General features: G+C 65.8%; 19 protein-coding genes and 1 pseudogene. 12 read left to right on the plus strand and 8 right to left on the minus strand.

Going from position 1 to position 21795, the window contains the following annotated elements:
* Positions 1–7 precede the first annotated feature (7 nt).
* Positions 8–1594: a M20/M25/M40 family metallo-hydrolase gene (locus ACW7G1_RS07615; protein WP_456979868.1), complete on the minus strand. Its 1587-nt coding sequence runs from the start codon at positions 1592–1594 to the stop codon at positions 8–10.
* Positions 1595–1775: 181 nt separating this feature from the next.
* On the opposite strand from ACW7G1_RS07615, the gene ACW7G1_RS07620 reads away from it, so the two are divergent.
* Together ACW7G1_RS07620 and ACW7G1_RS07625 are read left to right on the plus strand one after the other, a co-directional pair.
* Positions 1776–1949: a DUF1328 family protein gene (locus tag ACW7G1_RS07620; protein WP_456979159.1), complete on the plus strand. Its 174-nt coding sequence runs from the start codon at positions 1776–1778 to the stop codon at positions 1947–1949.
* Between the two features lie 416 nt (positions 1950–2365).
* Positions 2366–3190: an isocitrate lyase/PEP mutase family protein gene (locus tag ACW7G1_RS07625; protein WP_456979160.1), complete on the plus strand. Its 825-nt coding sequence runs from the start codon at positions 2366–2368 to the stop codon at positions 3188–3190.
* A 221-nt stretch (positions 3191–3411) separates the two neighbouring features.
* On the opposite strand, the gene ACW7G1_RS07630 is transcribed toward ACW7G1_RS07625, so the two are convergent.
* Together ACW7G1_RS07630 and ACW7G1_RS07635 are read right to left on the minus strand one after the other, a co-directional pair.
* A complete protein-coding gene (locus ACW7G1_RS07630) occupies positions 3412–3672 on the minus strand; it encodes a hypothetical protein (RefSeq protein ID WP_456979161.1) in 261 nt (86 codons plus the stop codon).
* Positions 3673–3897: 225 nt separating this feature from the next.
* Positions 3898–4818 carry a M14 family metallopeptidase gene (locus ACW7G1_RS07635; protein ID WP_456979162.1) on the minus strand — a complete coding sequence of 307 codons (921 nt, stop codon included), beginning with the start codon at positions 4816–4818 and terminating at the stop codon, positions 3898–3900.
* Between the two features lie 135 nt (positions 4819–4953).
* On the opposite strand from ACW7G1_RS07635, the gene ACW7G1_RS07640 reads away from it, so the two are divergent.
* Positions 4954–6261: an MATE family efflux transporter gene (locus ACW7G1_RS07640; protein ID WP_456979163.1), complete on the plus strand. Its 1308-nt coding sequence runs from the start codon at positions 4954–4956 to the stop codon at positions 6259–6261.
* 42 nt (positions 6262–6303) lie between these two features.
* Here ACW7G1_RS07640 and ACW7G1_RS07645 read toward each other — a convergent pair whose 3' ends face one another.
* Entirely contained in the window at positions 6304–6573 is a 270-nt protein-coding gene (locus ACW7G1_RS07645) for a hypothetical protein (RefSeq protein ID WP_456979164.1), read from the minus strand.
* 308 nt (positions 6574–6881) lie between these two features.
* Here ACW7G1_RS07645 and acnD point away from each other — a divergent pair, with 308 nt between their 5' ends.
* The 3 genes from acnD (at position 6882) to ACW7G1_RS07660 (ending at position 11324) form a co-directional block, all read left to right on the plus strand.
* Positions 6882–9497, plus strand: a complete 2616-nt coding sequence (gene acnD, locus ACW7G1_RS07650) for a Fe/S-dependent 2-methylisocitrate dehydratase AcnD (protein WP_456979165.1) — start codon at positions 6882–6884, stop codon at positions 9495–9497.
* A gap of 12 nt (positions 9498–9509) precedes the next feature.
* Entirely contained in the window at positions 9510–10697 is a 1188-nt protein-coding gene (gene prpF / locus ACW7G1_RS07655) for a 2-methylaconitate cis-trans isomerase PrpF (protein ID WP_456979166.1), read from the plus strand.
* Between the two features lie 156 nt (positions 10698–10853).
* Entirely contained in the window at positions 10854–11324 is a 471-nt protein-coding gene (locus tag ACW7G1_RS07660; RefSeq protein WP_456979167.1) for an FKBP-type peptidyl-prolyl cis-trans isomerase, read from the plus strand.
* Between the two features lie 94 nt (positions 11325–11418).
* Here ACW7G1_RS07660 and ACW7G1_RS07665 read toward each other — a convergent pair whose 3' ends face one another.
* Complete coding sequence (locus tag ACW7G1_RS07665; RefSeq protein WP_456979168.1) at positions 11419–12474, minus strand: ornithine cyclodeaminase; 1056 nt, start codon at positions 12472–12474, stop codon at positions 11419–11421.
* Entirely contained in the window at positions 12471–14438 is a 1968-nt protein-coding gene (locus tag ACW7G1_RS07670; protein ID WP_456979169.1) for a DUF885 domain-containing protein, read from the minus strand. The genes ACW7G1_RS07665 and ACW7G1_RS07670 overlap by 4 nt, the downstream gene beginning before the upstream one ends.
* A 119-nt stretch (positions 14439–14557) precedes the next feature.
* Between ACW7G1_RS07670 and ACW7G1_RS07675 the strand changes: the two genes are divergently transcribed.
* From ACW7G1_RS07675 to ACW7G1_RS07685, 3 genes are all read left to right on the plus strand, one after another.
* On the plus strand, positions 14558–16672 hold the full coding sequence (locus ACW7G1_RS07675; RefSeq protein ID WP_456979170.1) for a M13 family metallopeptidase: 2115 nt from the start codon (positions 14558–14560) through the stop codon (positions 16670–16672).
* Positions 16673–16769: 97 nt separating this feature from the next.
* Positions 16770–17723, plus strand: a complete 954-nt coding sequence (locus ACW7G1_RS07680; RefSeq protein ID WP_456979171.1) for a glutaminase — start codon at positions 16770–16772, stop codon at positions 17721–17723.
* Positions 17720–18805: a DUF1615 domain-containing protein gene (locus tag ACW7G1_RS07685; protein WP_456979172.1), complete on the plus strand. Its 1086-nt coding sequence runs from the start codon at positions 17720–17722 to the stop codon at positions 18803–18805. Before ACW7G1_RS07680 ends, ACW7G1_RS07685 begins: the two co-directional genes overlap by 4 nt.
* 10 nt (positions 18806–18815) lie before the next feature.
* On the opposite strand, the gene ACW7G1_RS07690 is transcribed toward ACW7G1_RS07685, so the two are convergent.
* Positions 18816–19952: a peptidoglycan DD-metalloendopeptidase family protein gene (locus tag ACW7G1_RS07690; protein WP_456979173.1), complete on the minus strand. Its 1137-nt coding sequence runs from the start codon at positions 19950–19952 to the stop codon at positions 18816–18818.
* Between the two features lie 134 nt (positions 19953–20086).
* The gene (locus ACW7G1_RS07695; protein ID WP_456979174.1) at positions 20087–20626 is read right to left on the minus strand and encodes a S8 family serine peptidase; all 540 of its coding nucleotides are present in this window, start codon (positions 20624–20626) and stop codon (positions 20087–20089) included.
* Between ACW7G1_RS07695 and ACW7G1_RS07700 the strand changes: the two are divergent.
* From ACW7G1_RS07700 to ACW7G1_RS07710, 3 genes and pseudogenes are all read left to right on the plus strand, one after another.
* Positions 20553–20720: pseudogene (locus tag ACW7G1_RS07700) on the plus strand (DUF1615 family protein); the annotation flags it as partial. The gene ACW7G1_RS07695 and the pseudogene ACW7G1_RS07700 overlap by 74 nt on opposite strands.
* A 15-nt stretch (positions 20721–20735) precedes the next feature.
* Positions 20736–21362 (plus strand): glutathione S-transferase family protein, encoded by a 627-nt coding sequence (locus ACW7G1_RS07705; RefSeq protein WP_456979175.1) that lies wholly within the window; start codon positions 20736–20738, stop codon positions 21360–21362.
* 164 nt (positions 21363–21526) lie between these two features.
* Complete coding sequence (locus tag ACW7G1_RS07710; RefSeq protein WP_456979176.1) at positions 21527–21766, plus strand: hypothetical protein; 240 nt, start codon at positions 21527–21529, stop codon at positions 21764–21766.
* The last annotated feature ends 29 nt before the right edge of the window (positions 21767–21795 follow it).

Here is a 21795-nt window from a genome sequence, read left to right on the forward strand (position 1 = left end):
AACGATACTAGTTGTTCTCCAGCAGTGGCTTGCGTGGCAGTCGGTCCTCGCGCATGGCGGCGTGGTAAACGAATGACGCGACGATGGCCGCGGCCTGTTTCAGGTCCTGCGGCTCGACGTGGTCCCAGGTGTCCAGGTCGGTGTGATGGGCATTGCTGAAGTAGTCCAGATGGTCCTGGATGAACTGGAAGCCGGGCAGGCCGACGTGATCGAAGGACACGTGGTCGGTGCTGCCGGTATTGCGAGTGGTCACGGTGGTGGCGCCGACATCGTGGAATGGCGCCAGCCAGGCCTGGAAGATCGGCACCGCCGCCAGGTTTTCCTGCGCGTAAATGCCGCGGAAGCGACCCGAGCCATTGTCCATGTTGAAGTAGGCGGAGAAACGGTCGTAATCGCGTGTCTTCCGTAGCGGGCCGGTCGGCTCGCGCAGCGACGACGGCAGGGCTTTCTGCACGGGGTCGGTGGGCTCGGGGTAGGCGGCGAAATGCTCGGCGACGTAAGCCCGCGACCCCACCAGACCTTGCTCCTCGCCGCTCCACAACGCGACGCGGATGGTGCGGTTGGGCTTCGCGTCGACGGCTTTGAGGATGCGCATGGCCTCCATCATCACCGCGACGCCGGCCGCATTGTCGGCCGCGCCGGTTCCGGTGTGCCACGAGTCCATATGCGCACCCAGCATCACGATTTCATCGGCCTTGCGGCCGCTGCCCGGGATCGAGGCAATGGTGTTGTAACCGGGCTGGTCGGCCTCGTCGGTGAAGCGCGCCTCTACGTTGACCCGCAACCTGACCGGCTGCTCGCGCTCGGCCGCGCGCGCGAGCTGGTTGTAGTGCTCGGCCACCATCACCAGTGCCGGCACGCCGACCGATTCGCCGGCCTTGCGGGAGCCACCGCCGGTCGCACGGACGATGCCGTTGTCGCGGACGCTGATGCTGAGGGTGGCCAGCACGCCTTCGTCGACGAAGAACTTGTTGCTGGCCTTGCTCAGCGCCACGCGCTCGGTGTACTTTTTGATCCGCTCGTCGCGATCCTTCTCGTCCTTGTCCTTGGGTAGAGCGAATATCTCCAGCTCGACCAGATCGTCGTCCTCGTGTCGGCTCGAATCGGGCTTGTCGCCGCGCTTGTAGTCGCGTGCTTCATCCAGCAGCAGGATCTTGCCCGCCAGCTTTCCCTTGTACTTGTCCAGATCGGCCAGCTTCTTGATGGTGACGGCCACCACCTCGCCGTCGACCGGGCCGTCGGTGCCCGGGGTCCATGCCTCGGGCAACGCATGCAGCGGCAGCGTGCGCGGGCTGAGCATCTGCACGCTGGCGTTGCTGAACTCCCAGCCGCGGCCGAAGTCATCGAAGGCTTCGTCGTGGACGTCGGCCAGGCCCCATTGAGTGAATTGCTCGCGGGTCCAGGCATTGGCCTCGGCCATCTGCGGGGAATTGGTGAGCCGCGGGCCGATGGTTTCGGTCAAGTGGCTGAAGGTCGCCATCACCTGCGAACGGTGGAACGCCTCCTGGCGGATGCGGTTCACCATGTCCAGGTCGACCGGCTCCTGGGCCACGGCGACGGCGTTGATTCCCAGGCCTATCAGCAACACGCACATCGGCAGCAGGCAGCGCTTGATCACTTCATTCCCCAAAGAGTCGGCTCGACATTGAAGGGTTGAAGTCTAGGTGGCCGCGCTTCCACGCACGCCGGCCGTTAGTCATGCGGCGGTTGCGCGCTCACGCCCGGATGACGACGCCGTCGCTACGCTCAAACATGGATTCTGGAGGTCGAATGTCATGATCAAGTGGGCCATCATTTTTGCGATTATCGGCGTCATTGCGGGTGTGCTGGGCTTCGGTGGCGTTGCCGGCGGCGCCTTCGGCATCGCCAAGTTCCTGTTCTGGGCCGCCGTGATCATTGCGGTTGTATTGTTCGTGCTTGGCATGACCATCTACAAGAAGGTGACCTGATCATCGTGTCGGTGCGGGCGCAGGCGGTGATCGAGGCGGCGGCCGCCGCGGTGATCAGGCCGCTCTCCTCGGCGACCTTCAGGAAGTCGCCGGGTTGCGGACCAGCGCCTTGGCGCGGTAGAGCGCAGCGTCAGCGTCGCGTACCAGTGGGTGTAGCGCCCGCCACCACCGGCACGGTCATGGCTTCCACCATGGGCAACAGCCAGTCCGCCGCGTTTCCCGCGGTCCCAGGCAAGCTGCCTGGAGACCAACTGTCGAACATGGGGCATCCGTGACCGATCGAAGGGCCGGTGCGCATGTTCTATCGGCCGTGCCGGAGGATTCTTCAGCCCCTGGCGACCATGTCCGAAAACGGCGAGCCATGCTCTATCGGATATGCAACCCTCATGGACACCGCATCGATCCCGGAGCCAGTCATGTCCCACGCCCGCCATGCCGCCACCTTCCGTCACTTGCACAACGACGGCCTGCTCTTGCTGGCCAATGCCTGGGACGCGGGCAGTGCGCGCCTGATCGAGAGCCTCGGTGCCACGGCCATCGCCACCACCAGCGCCGGCGTGGCCTGGGCGAACGGCTACCGCGATGGCAGCCACCTGCCGATGCAGCGCTTGGTCGACACGGTCGCGAGCATCGCCCGCGTGATTGGCGTGCCGCTCAGCGTCGACTTCGAGGACGGCTACGCCAACGATCCCGCGACCGTCGCCGACCATGCCAGCCGGGTGATCGATGCCGGCGTCGTCGGTATCAACATCGAGGACGGTGTCGACGATCCCGATCTGCTCGTTGCCAAGATCGAAAGCATCAAGCGCGTGGCCGCCGGACGTGGCGTCGATCTGTTCGTCAACGCGCGTACCGATGTCTATTTGCGTGGTCTCGCCAGCGAAGATCGACGCGTCGAAGAAACGCTGCTGCGCGCGAAGCGCTATCGGGATGCGGGTGCCGACGGGCTGTTCGTGCCGGGCCTGGTCGCCGTCGACCAGATCGGTGAAGTAGTGGCCGGCGCAGGCTTGCCGCTCAATCTGATGGTGGTCCCAGGGCTGCCAACGGCCGGGGAACTCCAAGTGCTGGGGGTGCGGCGGCTGAGTGCCGGGGCGTCTATTTCAATCTCCGCATTGAGCCATACGGCGCGTCTGGCAACCGACTTCCTGCATCGCACGCCTGATTCCGGTAATGCGGAGAGGCTGGACTACGGCGCGATCAATGCACTGTTCGATTACAGCGATATTCGACGCCGGTCATAGGTCCCACATGCCAGGTGAGCTGGCCTGTTCCGGTTGAGACCGCTGCCGTCGGACAACGCGTAGTCTTGCCAGCCGCCCTGGGCGAGCACCAGGTCTCCGAAGCACGCCCGGCCGGCGGTGGCCACCAGCTATGCCTACGTCAACCCGCCGGACTCCAGAGGGCAGTGATCGTGGTCGATTTCATGATTGGATAGTGGGTAGGAGTGCAGGGCGGGCGCTAGTCAGCCGGTGGCCTTGTTGTCGGCCTTGTCGGCGGTACGCGTCTTGGCCGGGGAATTGCCCTTGGACCGAAATGCGGTGACGTTGGCTCGAAGTGGCGTATTGCCCAGGACTTCGATGCGGCCGCCGCTTTTCTTGAATGCCGCGAGCTGGTCGGCGATGTGGTCGCTGGTGATGCTGCGGTTCTGGTTCTTGTTCTTGCTGCTGTTGGAAGCGAACAGGTGTGACGGATTATTGGATTTGACGGCGTTCTGGCTGGACATTGCTACTCCTTGTGCGGGTCCGCCGTGGCAGGCACCTGGCGCGCCACGGCGTGACGTTCGGCGAAGGGCGTGGACGGCCCACCGCGGATCGATGGCTTGCTTCCTTCCCCTGCACGGCTGAGGCGTGCGACATGGCCCAGCGATACGGGCAAGAGGGGGAGAGAAGGCGCATCATACAGAAACGTCTGTGAACAAGAAGTTATGTTCGCCTAAATTCGGCGAAAATTACTGTGCCAGCGCGAAATCGATCGCCGCACGAACCGCCGCCACCTGCGCGGCGTTGCATTGCGCCGCCGTAGCCTGTGGGCTGTCGGGGTAGACCTCGGTGGTCGTCTTGTACGGCGCGTTGGTGATGCTGGCGCACAGGCCGAGTTGCTTGAGTGGGTAGGCGATGACGCCCGGGCCGACCATGGGCGAGCCTATGAGCTCGCCGTTGCTGTCCGCCGGTGCAATGTGGGTGACTTTCGCTACCGCATCGATCACGGCCTGCTGGAACTTGGGCTGCGGGTTCTCGCTGTCGTCGACCAGGTAAAAGCCGTCGGGGATCTCGCCCGGTTCGCTGCTGACGCCGTCGCGGGCGGCCAGCGCCGGGCGAAACTCGGACTCGTCGGTATCGGTGGTTTCATGCAGGTCGACATGCACCAGGACGCGGTCACGGAAGGGCGCGACCAGACCCATGAGCGCGGCCGATTCCTGCGCCGGGCTGTCGTCGCGGAACGAGCGGTTCGGGTCGACCGCGTCCTTGTTCCAGCGGTGGATCATCTCGTAGGCCCAGGGGCTCACGCACGGGGCGACGACAAGGTTGACGCGGCCCTCATAGCTGGCGGCATGTTGGTCGAGAAACTGCAACGCGCCATGCACGCCGCTGGTTTCGTAGCCGTGCACGCCGCCGGTGACCAGCGCGCAGGGGAGGTCGTCGCGCCAGTTGCGGGTCTTGACCGCAAACAGCGGGAATTTGTCGGGGTGGTAGTCAAGCTGGCCGTACTGCACCACGTCGAAGCGTGCCCTCAGGGTTTCGATGACGCTCAGCACGTCCGTTTCGTAACTGCGCTTGGGAGTCTGCTGAGACAGCCAGGTCGCCACTTCGGCAGGGCCCCAGGGCTGTCCTGGCGTGCCGATCGGATAGGGTGCGGGGGTCTTCGTCATGGGGCTCGTTTCGCAATGGCTAAAGAAGGCAAGGCACTGTAGCACTGGCCCAGATGACCCAAAAAATCCAAGATGGCGCGAACTGGCCGATCAAAATGCAAGGCGTGGCACATCCGAATCCTTAGCCGTCAACCGATGGATCGCGAGATCCTGCGCCTTGCCGTTCCCGCGTTTGGCGCGCTGGTGGCCGAGCCGATGTTCCTGCTGGCGGATTCGGCGATGGTGGGGCATCTGGGCGAGGTGCCATTGGCCGGTCTCGGGCTGGCAAGCGTCATTCTGCAAACCATCATCGGCCTCATGGTGTTCCTCGCCTACAGCACCACGCCTGCTGTGGCCCGATGGTTGGGCATCGGCGACATACGGCGTGCGGTGGCGGTGGGCATCGACGGATTGTGGTTCGCGTTGGGCCTTGGCATCGTCCTGGCGGGCGCGGGTTGGGCAGCAACGCCCGGTTTGGTGGCCGCATTCGGTGCGGACGCTGGCGTTAACGCTGCGGCGGCGACCTACCTGGGCATCTCGATGGCCGGTATCCCGGCGATGCTGCTGGTGTTTGCCGGCACCGGGCTGCTGCGCGGACTGCAGGACACGCGCACACCGTTGATCGTGGCGGGTGGGGGGTTTGCCGCCAATATCGTGCTCAATTACTGGTTCATCTACGGCCTTGACCACGGCATTGCGGGCTCTGCCGTCGGTTCTGTGGTGGCGCAATGGGGGATGGCGGTGGTCTACCTGGTGGTGATCGGCCGCCACGCGAGGCGTGAGGGTGCCAGCGTATGGCCCAAGCGCGCCGGGATCATGCTGGGTGCGACCTCGGGTGGTTGGCTCTTCCTGCGCACAGTCACCATGCGCATCGCCATGGTTCTGGCGGTATACGTGGCGACCGGCCTTGGGTCTCCGCAGCTGGCGGCTTTCCAGGTCGCGATGACGATTTTCGCAACGCTTGCCTTCGCGCTGGATGCGCTGGCGATTGCCGCCCAGGCATTGGTGGGTCGAAGCCTGGGGGCGGGCGATGTCGCCAGCGTCAAGGCGATCCTGCGTCGCTGCCTGGAGTGGGGCGTGCTCGCGGGGGTGGTACTCGGGGTATTGCTGATTGCCACCAGCGGTGTGCTGGGCCGCGTTTTTACCAATGCGGAGGAGGTCTCGTCATTGCTGCCGCCCACCCTGATTATTCTCGGCCTCTCGGTTCCGCTGGGTGCCATCGTGTGGGTGCTGGATGGGGTTCTCATTGGCGCCGGTGACCTTCGTTACCTGGCCATCGCCGGCGTCATCAACCTGGCGGTGTTCGTGCCGCTGGCCGCTGCCGTCATGGTGGCAGCGCCGCCGGGTGCGGCGGGGCTGGCTTGGCTGATGGCAGCGTTTGTCTTCGGCTTTCTCGGCGCGCGGCTGGTCACGCTGGGTTTGCGCGCCCGTCACGACCGCTGGATGATCGTCGGCGCGCGATAGACGGATTGCACTATTGCCCTGCTGGTGGGCGCGGCGATCGTGTCAGCCGTTGGCCTTTTTGGCGGCGGCGGGCTTGGCCGCGGCCGGGCGCTTGCGCTGGGCATTGCCGCGGGAGCGGAATGCCGGGATGTTGGCGCGCAGCGGGGTGGTGCCGAGCACCTCGATGCGGCCGCCGCTTTTCTTGAAGGCCGCGATGTCGTCGGCGATGGTGTCGCTGGTCATGCTGGAGTTCTGGTTCTTGCGCTTGTTCGAGGCGAACAGGTGCGACGGGTTGTTGCGTTTGGTAGCGGTCTGGGCGGGTTTGCGGGACATGGTTCTCCTTGGGCTGGATGGATCGCGATCGGTGGGTTCCTTCCGCAGTGCGGTTGAGGCGCGCGGCTGAAGACCTTGGGGGAACGTCCCCAATACAGGGCTACAGGGGTGGAAGGAATGCGGATATTACGACAAATGTCGTGAACAAGCCGTTAAATGCGCCTAAGTTCGGCTAAAATTACATTATTCGAGTTTTCGCTTCAGTGCCCTGAAACAAGAAGCCCACGGCCACCATTACAATGGCGGGTCCGATCAGGCGTTTTGCAACCGTCACCGATCGCCCGCCAAGGAGCCTACTTTTGCCCGCCATGAATACCGCCCATCGCAAGCCCCTGCCGGGCACGTCCCTGGATTATTTCGATACGCGCGCCGCCGTGGATGCACTTCAGCCGGGTGCGTACGACACGCTGCCGTATACCTCGCGCGTGTTTGCCGAGAACCTGGTGCGGCGCTGCGATCCGGCCACGTTGGACGCGTCGCTGTCGCAGTTGATCGAGCGCAAGCGCGACCTGGACTTTCCGTGGTTTCCGTCCCGGGTGGTCTGTCACGACATCCTCGGCCAGACGGCGCTGGTGGATCTGGCGGGCCTGCGTGACGCGATCGCGGAGCAGGGCGGCGACCCCGCGCTGGTCAATCCGGTGGTGCCGACGCAGTTGATCGTCGATCACTCGTTGGCGGTGGAACACGCCGGTTTCGACCGCCAGGCGTTCGCGAAGAACCGCGCCATCGAGGATCGGCGCAACGAGGACCGCTTCCACTTCATCAACTGGACCAAGAAGGCGTTCAAGAACATTGACGTGATCCCGCCGGGCAACGGGATCATGCATCAGATCAATCTGGAGCGGATGTCGCCGGTGATCCAGGCCATTGATGGTGTGGCCTCCCCGGACACGCTGGTCGGCACCGACAGCCACACCCCGCATGTGAACGCATTGGGCGTGATCGCGATTGGCGTCGGCGGGCTGGAGGCCGAGAGCGTGATGCTCGGCCGCGCGTCGTGGATGCGCCTGCCGGACATCATCGGCGTGGAGCTGAGCGGCAAGCCGCAGCCGGGCATCACCGCTACCGACATCGTGCTGGCGCTGACCGAGTTCCTGCGCAAGGCGCGCGTGGTCGGTGCCTATCTGGAGTTCTACGGCGAAGGCGCATCGGCGCTGACCCTGGGCGACCGCGCGACCATATCCAACATGACGCCGGAGTTCGGCGCCACCGCGGCGATGTTCCATATTGACCAGCAGACCATCGATTATTTGAAACTCACGGGCCGCGCGGACGAGCAGGTCAAGCTGGTCGAGACCTACGCCAAGCACACCGGTCTGTGGGCGGATGCGCTGACCAGCGCCCAGTACGAGCGCGTGCTCACGTTCGATCTGTCCGCCGTGGTGCGCACCATGGCCGGGCCGTCCAACCCGCATGCCCGTCTGCCGACCTCCGATCTCGCCGCGCGCGGCATCGCCGGCAATCTGGACAGTGCCCGCGCGCAGGAAGCCGAGGGCCTGTTGCCCGACGGCGCGGTGATCATCGCCGCCATCACCAGCTGCACCAACACCAGCAACCCGCGCAACGTGGTCGCAGCGGGCCTGTTGGCGCGCAACGCCAACGCGCGCGGATTGACCCGCAAGCCGTGGGTGAAAACATCGCTCGCGCCGGGCTCCAAGGCGGTGCAGCTGTATCTGGAAGATTCCAAACTGCTGCCGGAGCTGGAGCAGCTTGGCTTCGGCATTGTCGGTTTCGCCTGCACCACCTGCAACGGCATGAGCGGCGCACTGGATCCGGCGATCCAAAAGGAAGTGGTCGAGCGCGACCTGTACGCCACCGCTGTGTTGTCAGGCAACCGCAACTTCGACGGCCGCATCCATCCGTATGCCAAGCAGGCGTTCCTCGCCTCGCCGCCGCTGGTCGTCGCCTACGCCATCGCCGGAACCATCCGTTTCGATATCGAGAAGGACGTGCTGGGTATCGACAAGGAGGGCAACGCGGTCACGCTGAAGGACCTGTGGCCGGATGACGCGGAGATCGACGCCATCGTCGCCGCGAGCGTCAAGCCCGAGCAGTTCCGCCAGGTCTACGATCCGATGTTCGCCCGCAGCGGCATGGGTGGGCCGAAGGTCGATCCGTTGTACGACTGGCGTCCGATGAGCACCTACATCCGCCGCCCGCCGTATTGGGAAGGCGCACTGGCCGGCGCCCGCACGATGACCGGCATGCGCGCGCTGGCGGTGCTGGGCGACAACATCACCACCGACCACCTGTCGCCGTCCAACGCGATCATGGCGAGCAGTGCGGCCGGTGAGTACCTGACGAAAATGGGCGTGCCGGAAGAGGACTACAACTCCTACGCCACCCACCGCGGCGACCACCTGACCGCCCAGCGCGCGACGTTCGCCAACCCGAAGGTGTTCAACGAAATGGTGCGCAACGAGGACGGCTCGGTGCGCCAGGGCTCGCTGGCGAGGATCGAGCCGGAAGGCCAGGTCACCCGCATGTGGGAAGCGATCGAAACCTACATGGAACGCAAGCAGCCGCTGATCATCATTGCCGGAGCGGACTACGGCCAGGGCAGCTCGCGCGACTGGGCCGCCAAGGGCGTGCGTCTGGCCGGTGTGGAAGCGATCGCGGCCGAGGGCTTCGAGCGCATCCACCGCACCAATCTGGTCGGCATGGGCGTATTGCCGCTGCAGTTCAAGCCCGGCACCGACCGCAATACGCTGGCCATCGACGGCAGCGAAACCTTCGACGTGACGGGCGAACCCACACCGGGCGCAGAGATGATCCTCGTCATTCACCGTCGCGATGGCGAGCGCGTGGAAGTGCCGGTCATCTGTCGTCTGGACAGCGACGAGGAGTTGCTGATCTATGAGGCCGGTGGCGTGCTGCAGCGGTTTGCGCAGGACTTCCTCGCATCCACTACCCAAGTGGCTTGAGGAGAAGCGGACATGGCGCACGCACCTCAGATACGAATCCCCGCCACCTACATGCGCGGTGGCACCAGCAAGGGCGTGTTCTTCCGCCTTGAAGACCTGCCCGAAGTCGCGCGCGTGCCGGGTCCGGCGCGCGATGCGCTGTTGCTACGCGTGATCGGCAGTCCCGATCCGTATGGCAAGCAGACCGACGGCATGGGCGGGGCGACGTCCAGCACCAGCAAAACGGTGATCGTCAGCGCCAGCGCGCGGCCGGAACACGACGTCGATTACCTGTTTGGCCAGGTCGCGATCGACAAGGCATTCGTGGACTGGAGTGGTAATTGCGGCAACCTCACCGCTGCGGTCGGGTCGTTCGCGATCAGCAATGGGCTGGTGGATGCCGCGCGCATTCCGACTGACGGCATCTGCATGGTGCGGATATGGCAGGCCAACATCGGCAAGACCATCGTCGCCCATGTGCCGATCACCGCGGGCGAAGTGCAGGAGACCGGTGATTTCGAGCTCGACGGCGTGACCTTCCCGGCGGCGGAAGTGCAGGTGGAATTCATGGATCCGGCCGATGGCGAAGGTGCGATGTTTCCCACCGGCAACGTTGTCGACGAGCTGGATGTGTCCGGCGTCGGCATGCTCACGGTGACGATGATCAATGCCGGGATCCCGACGATCTTCGTCAACGCGGACGCCATTGGTTACACCGGCACCGAGTTGCAGGACGCGATCAACGGCGATGCAAAAGCATTGGCGATGTTCGAGACCATCCGCGCCCACGGTGCGGTGAAGATGGGCTTGATCACGCACGTCGACGAAGCAGCGCAGCGGCAGCACACGCCCAAGGTGGCCTTCGTTGCGCCGGCTGCGGACTACACCGCTTCCAGCGGCAAGACGATTTTGGCAGGTGACATCGACCTCAACGTGCGGGCGCTGTCGATGGGCAAGTTGCACCACGCGATGATGGGCACCGCGGCGGTGGCTATCGGTACCGCGGCCGCCATTTCCGGGACGCTGGTGAATCTCGCCGGGGGTGGTGGCGCACGCAGTTCGGTGACGTTCGGGCATCCGTCCGGTACGTTGCGGGTCGGCGCCGAAGCGGTCCAGGTGGACGGACAGCAGTGGCAGGTGACCAAGGCGATAATGAGCCGCAGCGCACGCGTGCTGATGGAGGGCTCGGTACGGGTGCCAGGTGACTTCGAGGCCGGATAACAAACGGATTAAACGCGTTTTTCTCACTGGATGGTCGCCGGGGCGCGGTAGACGGGTTGCACTTGCGGTGCATCTTTTCTACGCTGGTGGGGTAGCACCCACTCTCGCCGTGAATCGACCGGCACACCCCCTGACTATCCCCAAGAGAGGTTTCCCATGGAGATCGAAGAACGACGCGTTGCCGCTTTTCATTACACCCTGACCAATGACGCTGGCGAGGTGATCGACAAATCCGCCACGGATGCGCCTTTGGCCTATTTGCATGGTGCCGGCAATATTGTCCCGGGCCTGGAAAAGGCCTTGCTCGGCAAGAAGACCGGTGACAGCCTCACCGCCGATGTCGCGCCCGAAGAGGCGTATGGTCCGCGCCACGAGGGGCTGATCCAGACCGTGCCGCGCAGTGCGTTTGAAGGTGTGGAGTCGGTGCAGCCCGGCATGCAGTTCGAGGCACGTACCGAGAAAGGCCCGCTGCTGGTGACCGTGACCAAGGTGGAGCCTGAGGAAGTGGTCGTCGACGGCAATCACCCGCTCGCCGGCCAGCAGTTGCACTTCGCGGTCGATGTGGTCGAAGTGAGGGAAGCGACCGAGGAAGAGTTGAACAACGGGCATGTAGCTTCGGCTGCCTGATTACCCGGCAAAGCCATCCGCGGACGCGCGTGTCTACGCGTCCGCGGACTGATGTTTCGTAAGGTAATAACGCCGCAAGGTTTGCGGCGGTTTGTCAGGCCGCTTTAGCTTCCTGCGCCAGCGCCGTTCCCACCAGATGGCCGAACAGGTCCTTCGGGTCTTCCATCACCGGCACCAGGTCGATCTTGCGGCCCAGCTCCAGCTCGACGGCGCAATCGCGCATGAGGCGCAAGGAGGCGTAATCTTCCAGCGCGAAGCCGACCGAGTCGAAGATGGTGACATCGGCGTCGCTGGTGCGGCCATCGGCTTCGCCTCCGACCACGCGCCAGAACTCGGTGACGCGGAAGTCCTCGGTCATGTGCTGCAGCTCGCCTTCGATGCGGCTTTGCGGCTCGAACTCCACATAGGTGCGGGCGTCGTCGCGCAACAGGATCTGCGGGTCCAGCTCGGTCTTGCCCGGGCAGTCGCCGCCGACGGCGTTCACGTGCATGCCCGGCTCGATCATCGCCGCGCTCAGGATGGTGGCGTTCTTCTTGTCGGCGGTGACGGTGGTGACGATATCGGCGCCGCGCACGGCCTCGGCGGTACTGGCGCTGCGGACCACACGCAGGCCGGGTGCGGCGCTGGCGAGGTTGGCGGCGAGCTTGTCGATGGCGCCCGGGTCGACATCGAACAGACGCACTTCCTCGATACCCAGCAAGTGGTGGAAGGCCAGCGCCTGGAACTCGCTCTGGGCACCGTTGCCGATCAGCGCCATCACCTTCGAGTTCTTGCGGGCCAGCCGCTTGGCGGCCATCACCGAGGTCGCGGCGGTGCGGATCGCGGTGGTCAGGGTCAGCTCGCTGAGCACGGTCGGCATGCCGGTGTCGACATCGGCCAGGGCGCCGAACGCCATCACCGTCGACAGGCCGTGCCGGTAGTTGCCCGGGTGTCCGTTGACGTACTTGAAGCTGTATTCCTTGTCGTCGGCGACCGGCATCAACTCGATCACGCCGACATCGGAGTGGGCAGCCGTGCGGGCGGTCTTGTCAAAGTCGTTCCAGCGGCCGAAGTCGGCTTCGATGTACTCGACCATGCGACCGAGCATCGTCGGCAGGCCGTGGGTGGCGACAATCCTGGCGACATCGTGGGTGGTGAGCAGGGTGGTCATGAAGACTCCTCGTTGAGCATGGGGATGGAGCTTGAGGGCGACGGTGTGGTCGTCGGCGCATCCGCAAGATCCCCGGCATCAGCGCCAGCGAGGCCGGCGTGCACCTGCAGACCTTCCGCGGGTAAGGCGGCCCACTCCTCGACCACCTTCTCCAGCACCATCAGCGGCAGGGCGCCATTGCCGAGCACCACGTCATGGAAGGCGCGGATGTCGAATTCCTCACCCAGGCGTTTGCGGGCGCGCTCGCGGATCTGCACCAGCTTCATATGGCCGATTTTGTAGGACGTCGCCTGACCGGGTTGGACCAGGTAGCGGCTGATCTCGATCCGCACCTCGCTGGGGGTCATGCCGGTATTGGCGGCCATGTAGTCCATCGCCTGCTCCATGCTCCAGCGCTTGCGATGCAGGCCTGTGTCCACCACCAGGCGCACGGCGCGGAACATCTCGGCCTGCAGGCGGCCGAGGTTGCCCATCGGGTTGTCGTCGTAGACGCCCATCTCGTCGACCAGTTGCTCCGCGTACAAGGCCCACCCCTCGGTATAGGCGCTGGGGTTGAGGTTGCGACGCAGGAAAGGCAGGCCTTCGATGGTCTGGCCGAGTGAAATCTGGAAGTGATGCCCGGGCGAGCCCTCGTGGTAGACCAGCGTCGGTAGATTCCAGCGGGTGTTGGCGTTGATGTCGGCCAGGTTGATGTAGAAGGTGCCTGGCCGCGAGCCATCCAGCGCTGGCGGGTAGTAGTAACCGCCAGGAGCGCTCTGCTCGGCGTGTTCCGGCACTCGCTTGACTTCGAGCGCCTGGGTGGGCACTCGGCTGAAATACTCGGGTACCTGCGGTTCGATGGCTGCCAGGATGCGATCGATGTCGGCCAGCAGTTCGGTGCGTCCGGCATCGGAGTCTTCGTAATTGAGCGCGGGCACATCAGCCAGGGTCTTGATTCTTTCGGCCACGGTGCCGTCGGCGTAGCCCTGCGAGGTCAGCAACGCATCCATCTCGCGCTCGATGCGGGCGACCTCGGCCACGCCGATGCGGTGGATCTCGTCGGCGTCCAGGTCGGTGCTGGTGTTCCAGCGCAGCGCGGCGTTGTAGTACGCGTCCCCACCGGGCACGGACCAGATGCCGTTGTTGCCGGGGTCCGTGGCCAGCGCCGCTTGCAACTTGCCGAGCAGACGTCGGTAGCCGGGATTGGTGCGCTCGGCCACGGCGCGGGTGGCGTCATCCAGCAGCGTCTGGCGCAACGCCGGTGACATCTCGGGCAGGGCGTCCAGCTTGCGTTCCAGAGACAGCACGAACGGGCTCTGTTCGGGTTCGGGCTCCAGCAGTCCGCGGAACTGCTCAGCCGCACCTTCCAGCGCGACCGCCGGCGGCACCATGCCCTGGCCGGCCTGCATGTCGAGGTTCTGGCCGATCTGATCGAGCTTGGTCGCGATCGCCCCCAGTCGTGCGATGTAGTTGCGCGCGTCGGTCTCGTCGACAACTACATGGTGGGTGTCCATGAAGTCCGGCAACTGCACCGCACTGCTGAACAACTGGTCGACCGCGTACACGCTTCCCAGCGGCAGCCAGGCCGGCGCCCAGTCGGGCGACATCAACTCCAACTGCCGGTCGTAGAACCAGATGGTCATGTCGTGGGTGAAGCGCTCCTGCCCGACGAGGGTGTCGCGTTCCACCGCCTTTATCTCGGCACGGTATTGGGCAAGTCTGTCGTGAAGCTCAGCGCGGCGGGGCAAGGACACGTCCACCAGTTGATCGGACAGGTCGCCAACGCCGTCGCCGGTGATGCCCAGCATTGTGCGCAACTCGGGATCGGTGTTGATGGTCTCTTGCGTTTGGCGGTCGATCATCGCGTTGAATGATTCGGCCGGTGCTTGCGCAGCTGTCGTCACGGGTTCCTGGGCTGGCGCGGGCCCGTGCAAGGCCAGGACAACAGCGGCGAGCAGGGCCGAACTCAACAGGTGGGTGCGCATGTTTTCTCCATGGGTGTGTGTGCTGACGGCTACAACGTTCGGCACTGCCCGGCGGGCACCGGGTACTGTAGAACATCCAGTCGGCTACGGCCCATCGTCTATCCCGGAGAGAGATCGCCTTGAACAAGACCCTGCTATGCCTCGCGACTGCGGCCGCGCTGAGCCTGTCTGCACCACTGGCCGCCCAGGAGCGCTGCGTCGATGGCAGTTGCGACATCCAGACCCTGTTCGAGGCCAACGACAACACCGGCGGCGGTGATGCGGTCGTCGCCGCCAAGCGTTTCGGCACTTGGGGTATCGACACCGCCGGCATGGATCCCAGCGTCGATCCGGGCGCGGACTTCTTCAGCTACGTCAGTGGCAACTGGGCGCAGAACACCGAGATCCCGGCCGACCGCTCCAGCTGGGGTTCGTTCTACGCGTTGCGCGACCTGTCGGAAGCGCGCCTGCACCAGCTGGTCGAGGGCTATGCGCTCGGTGACCCGGCGACCGGCGGCGATGCGGCCAAGGTCGCTGCGCTGTACCACGGCTTCATGGACCAGACCGCCATCGAGGCGCTCGGCGCAGCGCCGCTGCAGCCGCACCTGGACGCTATCCACGCCGCCGATGACAAGGACGCCATTGCCGCCCTGATGGGCCAGCGCAATGCCGGCTTTGGCGGCAGCTTCTTTGGCGCTTACGTCTCCGACGACCAGAAGAGCCCTGACACCTACGCGCTGTACCTAAGCCAATCCGGCCTGGGCCTGGGCGACCGGCAGATGTACCTGGATGAGAAGTTCGCGCCGCAGCGTGAGCGCTACGTCGAGTACATCGCGCAGATGCTGGAACTGGCCGGTTGGGAGCAACCGCAGGCCAACGCCGACGCCATCATGGCAATGGAGACGAAGATCGCCGAGGCGCACTGGACCCGCGCCGAGAGCCGCAACCGCGACAAGACCTACAACCCGGTGATGCTGGCCGACATCGATGCGGCCGCACCCGGCTTCCCATGGGGGGCGTTCTTCAAGGCGGCCGGCGTCGACTATGCCGCGCGTGCCGTAATCCGCCAGGACACCGCGTTCCCGAAGATCGCGCAGATCTTTGCCGACACCGACCTGAACACCCTCAAGGCCTGGCAGGCGTTCCAGACCACCGACAATGCCGCGCCACTGCTGTCGAAGGCATTTGTCGATGCGGAGTTCGAGTTCCGCAGCAAGTTCCTGTCCGGCCAGCCCGAGCAGCGTGAGCGCTGGAAGCGTGCGGTTGCCTTCGCCGCATCCGCGATGGGCGAGGCGATCGGGCGTGACTATGTCGAGCTGTACTTCCCAGCTGACGCCAAGGCCAAGATGGACGACCTGGTCGCCAACGTGAAGGCGGCGATGGGCGCGCGGCTGGACCAACTGGCGTGGATGAGCCCGGCGACCAAGGCCGAGGCCCACAAGAAGCTCGCCAATTTCGGCCTGAAGATCGGCCACCCCGACACCTGGCGCGACTACGCCGCATTGCAGGTCGCCAACGACGATGTGTTCGGCAATGCCGAACGCTCCTCTGCGTTCGAGTGGGAGCACGACCGCGTGCGCATCGGCAAGCCGGTCGACAAGGGCGAGTGGGGCATGACCCCGCAGACGGTCAACGCCTACTACTCGTCGGTGAAGAACGAGATCGTGTTCCCGGCCGCCATCCTGCAGCCGCCGTTCTTCGATCCCGATGCCGACCCGGCGGTGAACTACGGCGGCATCGGCGCGGTGATCGGCCATGAGATCATTCACGGCTTTGATGACCAGGGCCGCAAGTCCGATGGCAATGGCCTGCTGCGCGACTGGTGGACCGCCGATGATGCGGCGAAGTTCGAGGTCCAGGCCGACCGGCTTGGCGCCCAGTACGAAGCCTACGAGTTCCCGACCCTGCCGGGCCTGCACATCAACGGCAAGGCGTCGATGGGCGAGAACATCGGCGACCTGGGCGGGGTGACCATCGCGCTGGAGGCCTACCGCCGCTCACTGGACGGCCAGGAAGCTCCGGTGATCGACGGTTTCACCGGCGAGCAGCGGCTGTTCATGGGTTGGGCGCAGGTCTGGCGCACCCAATACCGCGACGACGCACTGCGCCAGCAACTGGTCGGCGACTCGCACTCGCCCGGCCAGATTCGTGCCGCTGCCCCGCTGCGCAACATCGACGCCTGGTACACCGCGTTCGATGTCACCGAGGACGACGCGCTGTGGATCGCTCCGGCCGATCGCGTCAGGATCTGGTAAGCCGCAACACGGCAAACCGGTGAGTCCGTTGCGCCGGCGGTTGGCCTGTCCACCCGCCGGCGTCATCATGGTCGGCCACCGGAGTTGAATCACCACCATGCCAGAACCCATCCAGACCCAGTTCGATCTCAGTGAGCTCGACCTGCCGGACATCCTTGGCACCATCAATGAGGAGGTCCGCGCCCGTTTCGGGGAAGGCAAGCAGGCCGATTACATCGACGCGCTGGCCAACGTGCCGCTGGACCGCTTCGGCATGGCGCTGGTGACCCGCGACGGCAACGTGCACGAGGTCGGTGACGCGCGCGAGCGTTTCTCGATCCAGAGCGTCTCCAAGGTCCACACGTTGACCATGGCACTGGATGCGGTCGGCGATGCGCTGTGGGACCGCGTGGACCGGGAGCCGTCCGGCGACCCGTTCAACTCGTTGATCCAGCTCGAATACGAGATGGGCATCCCGCGCAACCCGTTCATGAATGCCGGCGCGCTGGTGGTGGCCGACGTCATCCTGTCCAATTACGCGCACCCCGAGCAGGCGCTTCTGGAGTTCATGCGGGCACGCTCGGGCAGCGTCGAAGTGGGCGCTGACGAGGTGGTCGCCAGGTCCGAGCGCGAGAGCGGTTTCCGCAATATCGCCACGGCCAACTTCATCCGCAGCTACGACAACATCGTCAACGACGTCGATGCCGTGCTCGACTTCTACTTCCTGCAATGCTCGCTGCGGATGAACTGCGTGGATCTGGCGCGCAGCGTGCAGTACCTGGCCCGGCGCGGTCATTGCGGCATCTCGGGGACGCGGGTGGTCAGCGAGCAATTGTCCACCCGGATCAACTCGTTGATGATGACGGCCGGCACCTACGACGCCGCCGGCGACTTCGCGTTCTACGTCGGTCTGCCGGCCAAGAGCGGCGTCGGTGGCGGCATCGTCGCGGTGGTGCCGCACGTGATGAGCCTGTGCGTCTGGTACCCGGGACTGGACGAGAAGGGCAACTCGTTGCTGGGCGGCTATGCGCTGCACCGCTTCGCTTACATGACCGGGCTGTCGGTGTTTTGAGGCGCCTGCGCTGGGGTGCCACCCTCGGATTGCTGCTGGTGCTGGCCGGTTGCGTGACCGTGCCGCGGCCCACCGGGCCCGCGGCCGATGTGGTGCGCGCCGATATCGCCCGACGGATCCCGGCCAAGGTCGACGACCGTGCCGGCTGGGCGGCCGACATCCAGACGGCATTCGCGGCGCAGGAGATCGAGCCGATCGAGGAGAACATCTGCGCGGTGTTGGCGGTGATCGAGCAGGAATCCGGCTACCAGGCCGACCCGCCGGTGGCCAACCTGCCGGCGATCGCGCGTGCCGAGATCGAACGGCGTGCCGCGGCGGTGCATGTACCGAAGTTCATGGTCACGGCCGCGCTCAAACTGGACTCGTCGGACGGCCGCAGTTACGACGAGCGGCTGCGCGCGGCGCGCACCGAACGCCAGCTGAGCGAACTCTACGAAGACCTGACCGGCCGCGTGCCGCTGGGCGAGCGGTTGTTCGACGGCTACAACCCGGTGCAGACGGGCGGCCCGATGCAGGTGTCGATCCCGTTCGCCGAGTCGCGCGCTGACGGCTACCCGTACCCGACCGGCGGTAGCATCCGCGACGAAGTCTTCACCCGCCGCGGCGGCCTGTATTTCGGCATCGACCACTTACTTGGTTACGCCACGCCATACACGCGCAAGGTGCACCGCTTCGCCGACTTCAACGCCGGCTGGTACGCCAGCCGCAACGCCGCATTCCAGAACGCGGTGGCGCTGGCGAGCGGGCAGTCCCTGGCGCTGGACGGCGACCTGCTGTTACCGGGCGCGCCACTGGACCGGCCGGGCGAGACCGAGCGCGCGGTGCGCGCGCTGGCCGGCCAACTCGGCATGGACGACCACGCCATCCGCGACGCGCTGGAGCGCGGCGACCGGTTGGACTTCAACGACAGCGCGTTGTTCGAGCGGGTGTTTGCGCTGGCCGAGGCCCGCGCCGGCAAGCCGCTGGCGCGGGCGATGATCCCCGGCATCACGCTGGAGAGTCCGAAGATCAGCCGCGAGCTGACCACCGCGTGGTTCGCCACCCGGGTCGACGGCCGCTACCGACGCTGCTTGGCACGTTGATGCCGGCAGGTCAGGGAAACTCGACCACGCTCAGGGGTGCCGGTCGTTGCCGGTATTGCGGCGGGGCATCGTCGGCATCGGGCCAAGGCTGCGAGCCGACCGCCTCGATCGAATCGTAGCGGCCGAGCAGCCGGTAGCGGTCGAACACGTAGGGCAGGCCTTCGGCTCCCAGCGGCGCCGCGGCGTCGGCGACGTGCAGGTGCAGGTGCGGCCCGGTCGAGTCGCCGGTGAAGCCGAGCGCGGCAATCACCTGGCCGCGCTCGACGCGGTCGCCGACGGCGACGCGAAGGCTGCCGGGTTGCAGATGCTCGTAGAGCACGTGGCGGCCGTCGCCCAGGTCCAGCGCGAGGTAGTTGCCGGCGGCCTTGCCCAGCGGGTTCTTCGACCGGCCGCTGATGGTGGCGCTTTCGGCGATGCCGTCACGCACGGCGGCGACCACCGCGTCAGCCACCGCCAGCACCGGCTCGCTGTAGCCGTGCCGCGCGGCGGCCTCATCCTCGTGTCCGGGTGGAAATTCGCGGCCCTGCGCGTCCAGCTGGACCCAATCGATCGCGTAGCGGCCGGGGATCCGCGCCGTGCCATCGACGGCATAGACCATGCGCCGGTGGCCGCGCGGCCAGGACGCGTCGAAGATCGCCACCCACGGGCCGCCGCGCAACGGCGGACCGAGCACCGCCGGCGGCTGCCGATCCAGCGCGATGCGCGCGCCGGTGATCCGCGCCGGGGTGCGCCCCTGTGCATCGACGACGTCGAACGCCACGCGATGCAGCAGTTCGCGCGGAGGCGCGGCCACGTCGAGCGGCAACTCGAGGTAGATCACCGCGCTTGCGCCGGGCGCGAACAGGAGTGGATCGTCGACCTCGGGCGAGAGTCGACCGATGCGGTGCGCGAGCTGCCCCGTGTCGAACTCGGCGATCTGGCGCGCATCGTCGCCCGCGAGCACCTGCAGGCCGGTCAGCGCCAGTGTGTCCGGGGCGAAGTTGGTCAGGTGCAACTCGTACACCAGCCGTGGCGTGCCGGCCACCGGGAGCGGTGCCGGCGCGACCGGCACCCGCAGGTCGAACGCATGGCGCACCTGGGGTGTCGGCGCGGCGATATCGATAGTAGTGGCGAAGGTCGGGCCCGCCAGTAGAAGACCGGCGATCACGAGGGCGGCGCGGAACATGCGTGGACCTTGGGTTGGAAGAGGCCCAGCGAGATTACTGGCGGCGCTTACGCGATGTGCGTGCCGATGGTCACGGCAGCCGCCCGGCTCCAGGCCGGGCGGTTGCTTCGGTCCTGTTACGGCGTCAGCCCGATCGCGGCGTCGGCGGTGATCAGGCCCTCGCCGGTGGCGTCCGCGCCCCAGCAGGTTTCGACCACCACGCCGGACGGTTGAGCCAGGTCGGCGCAGCCGGCGGGCATCGGGATCGCCGCGGCTTCCATGATCACCTCAACCGCCGCCTGATCCAGCGCCGGGTTCTTCTGCAGCATCAGCGCGGCGATGCCGGCGACGTGCGGTGACGCCATCGAGGTGCCGCTGAGGTAGAAGAACGAGGTCTTGGCGCTCTGCAACTGGTAGGGACCCACTACCCACGAGCCGGGTGCGGCCACGTCCAGATCCTGTCCCGCCAGCTCGCGGCTGGAGAAGTCGGCGATATGGAAGTCGATCGGCGAGGTCGGGTCCGGAACGTCATCGGCATTCCACCAGTTGGCCGGATTGCCGTCGTTGCCCGGACGCCACTGGCCGTTCCAGCCGGATGCCGCGCTGTTCGAGCGGGTGTTCGCGCTTGCCGAGGCCCGCGCCGGCAAGCCCCTGCCACGCGCGATGATCCCCGGCATTACACTGCAAAGCCCCAAGATCACCCGCGAGCTGACCACCGCGTGGTTCGCGAACCGCGTGGATGACCGCTACCGGCGCTGCATGGCGCTTTGAACCCAGGAGAACGGCATGACCAGCACCCCCGCATTGACCCTCTACCACCATCCACATTCCCGTTCCGCCGGTATCCGCGTGATGCTGGAGGAGCTGGGCGTCGACTACCGGGTCGAACTGGTGAACCTGCAGGCCGGCGAGCAGCGCCGGCCGGAGTTCCTCGCGCTCAATCCGCTTGGCAAATTGCCGACGCTGGTTGACGGCGACACGGTGGTGACCGAGCAGGTCGCGATCTACCTGCACCTGGCGGAGCGCTTCCCGCAGGCGGGACTGGCACCGGCCATTGGCGACCCCGAGCGCGGCAGCTACCTGCGCTGGATGGTGTATTACGCCTCGTGCTTCGAGCCTGCGGTGGTGGATCGCTCAATGAAGCGCGAAGCCGCGGCGACGATGATGTCGCCGTACCGCGACTACGACTCGATGTTGGCGGTGGTGGAAGCGCAGCTTGCGCGCGGCCCCTGGATGCTGGGCGAGCGCTTCAGCGCCGCCGACGTGCTCTGGGGGGTCGCGCTGTCGTGGACGACCGGCTTTGGCCTGGTGCCGGAGAGCCCGGTGATCAAGCAGTACATCGAGCGCGCGAAAGCCCGGCCGGCGTTCCAGCGCGCTGCGGAACTTGATGCGGCGTTGCTGGCGGGCGACTGAAACAAAGGTGTTGCGGATCGGTGTATTACGCCTTTGGCTAATACACCTTGCGTGGGCGTGGGTGTGGGGGGGCATTGGCTTGATCGGGGTCAGGGCGGGGGCGGTTGCGGGGCGGACAATGGGGGTGTCCGGGCAATGTGATGTCCGCAGGCGAGGTCATCCAGATGGAATTCCATATCAGCGTTGTTGGCGCGGTGCCGGATACCGATGCCATTGACGCGTCGATCTGCGAGGTGGATCCTTCGGCGCTGGTCGACATTGATCCGACCGGCCAGCTGCTGAGGGTGGCGACCTCGATCGATTCGGTCGAGCTGGTCTCGCTGATCAACCACGCCGGTTATCCGGTGAGCTCGGACCAGGTACGGCAACTGCCGTCCATCTGTTGCGGCGGGTGTAGCGGATAGCATCCGCCTGCGACCTGGCAGCTCCATCG

The organism is Lysobacter sp. A378, assembly GCF_054052125.1.

Excerpts from the sequence above, each read along its gene's own strand:
- ACW7G1_RS07615 (WP_456979868.1), bottom strand. The coding sequence starts at position 1,594 with ATGTGCGTGTTGCTGATAGGCCTGGGAATCAACGCCGTCGCCGTGGCC.
- ACW7G1_RS07620 (WP_456979159.1), top strand. The coding sequence starts at position 1,776 with ATGATCAAGTGGGCCATCATTTTTGCGATTATCGGCGTCATTGCGGGT.
- ACW7G1_RS07625 (WP_456979160.1), top strand. The coding sequence starts at position 2,366 with ATGTCCCACGCCCGCCATGCCGCCACCTTCCGTCACTTGCACAACGAC.
- ACW7G1_RS07630 (WP_456979161.1), bottom strand. The coding sequence starts at position 3,672 with ATGTCCAGCCAGAACGCCGTCAAATCCAATAATCCGTCACACCTGTTC.
- ACW7G1_RS07635 (WP_456979162.1), bottom strand. The coding sequence starts at position 4,818 with ATGACGAAGACCCCCGCACCCTATCCGATCGGCACGCCAGGACAGCCC.
- ACW7G1_RS07640 (WP_456979163.1), top strand. The coding sequence starts at position 4,954 with ATGGATCGCGAGATCCTGCGCCTTGCCGTTCCCGCGTTTGGCGCGCTG.
- ACW7G1_RS07645 (WP_456979164.1), bottom strand. The coding sequence starts at position 6,573 with ATGTCCCGCAAACCCGCCCAGACCGCTACCAAACGCAACAACCCGTCG.
- acnD (WP_456979165.1), top strand. The coding sequence starts at position 6,882 with ATGAATACCGCCCATCGCAAGCCCCTGCCGGGCACGTCCCTGGATTAT.
- prpF (WP_456979166.1), top strand. The coding sequence starts at position 9,510 with ATGGCGCACGCACCTCAGATACGAATCCCCGCCACCTACATGCGCGGT.
- ACW7G1_RS07660 (WP_456979167.1), top strand. The coding sequence starts at position 10,854 with ATGGAGATCGAAGAACGACGCGTTGCCGCTTTTCATTACACCCTGACC.
- ACW7G1_RS07665 (WP_456979168.1), bottom strand. The coding sequence starts at position 12,474 with ATGACCACCCTGCTCACCACCCACGATGTCGCCAGGATTGTCGCCACC.
- ACW7G1_RS07670 (WP_456979169.1), bottom strand. The coding sequence starts at position 14,438 with ATGCGCACCCACCTGTTGAGTTCGGCCCTGCTCGCCGCTGTTGTCCTG.
- ACW7G1_RS07680 (WP_456979171.1), top strand. The coding sequence starts at position 16,770 with ATGCCAGAACCCATCCAGACCCAGTTCGATCTCAGTGAGCTCGACCTG.
- ACW7G1_RS07695 (WP_456979174.1), bottom strand. The coding sequence starts at position 20,626 with ATGCCGGGGATCATCGCGCGTGGCAGGGGCTTGCCGGCGCGGGCCTCG.
- ACW7G1_RS07705 (WP_456979175.1), top strand. The coding sequence starts at position 20,736 with ATGACCAGCACCCCCGCATTGACCCTCTACCACCATCCACATTCCCGT.
- ACW7G1_RS07710 (WP_456979176.1), top strand. The coding sequence starts at position 21,527 with ATGGAATTCCATATCAGCGTTGTTGGCGCGGTGCCGGATACCGATGCC.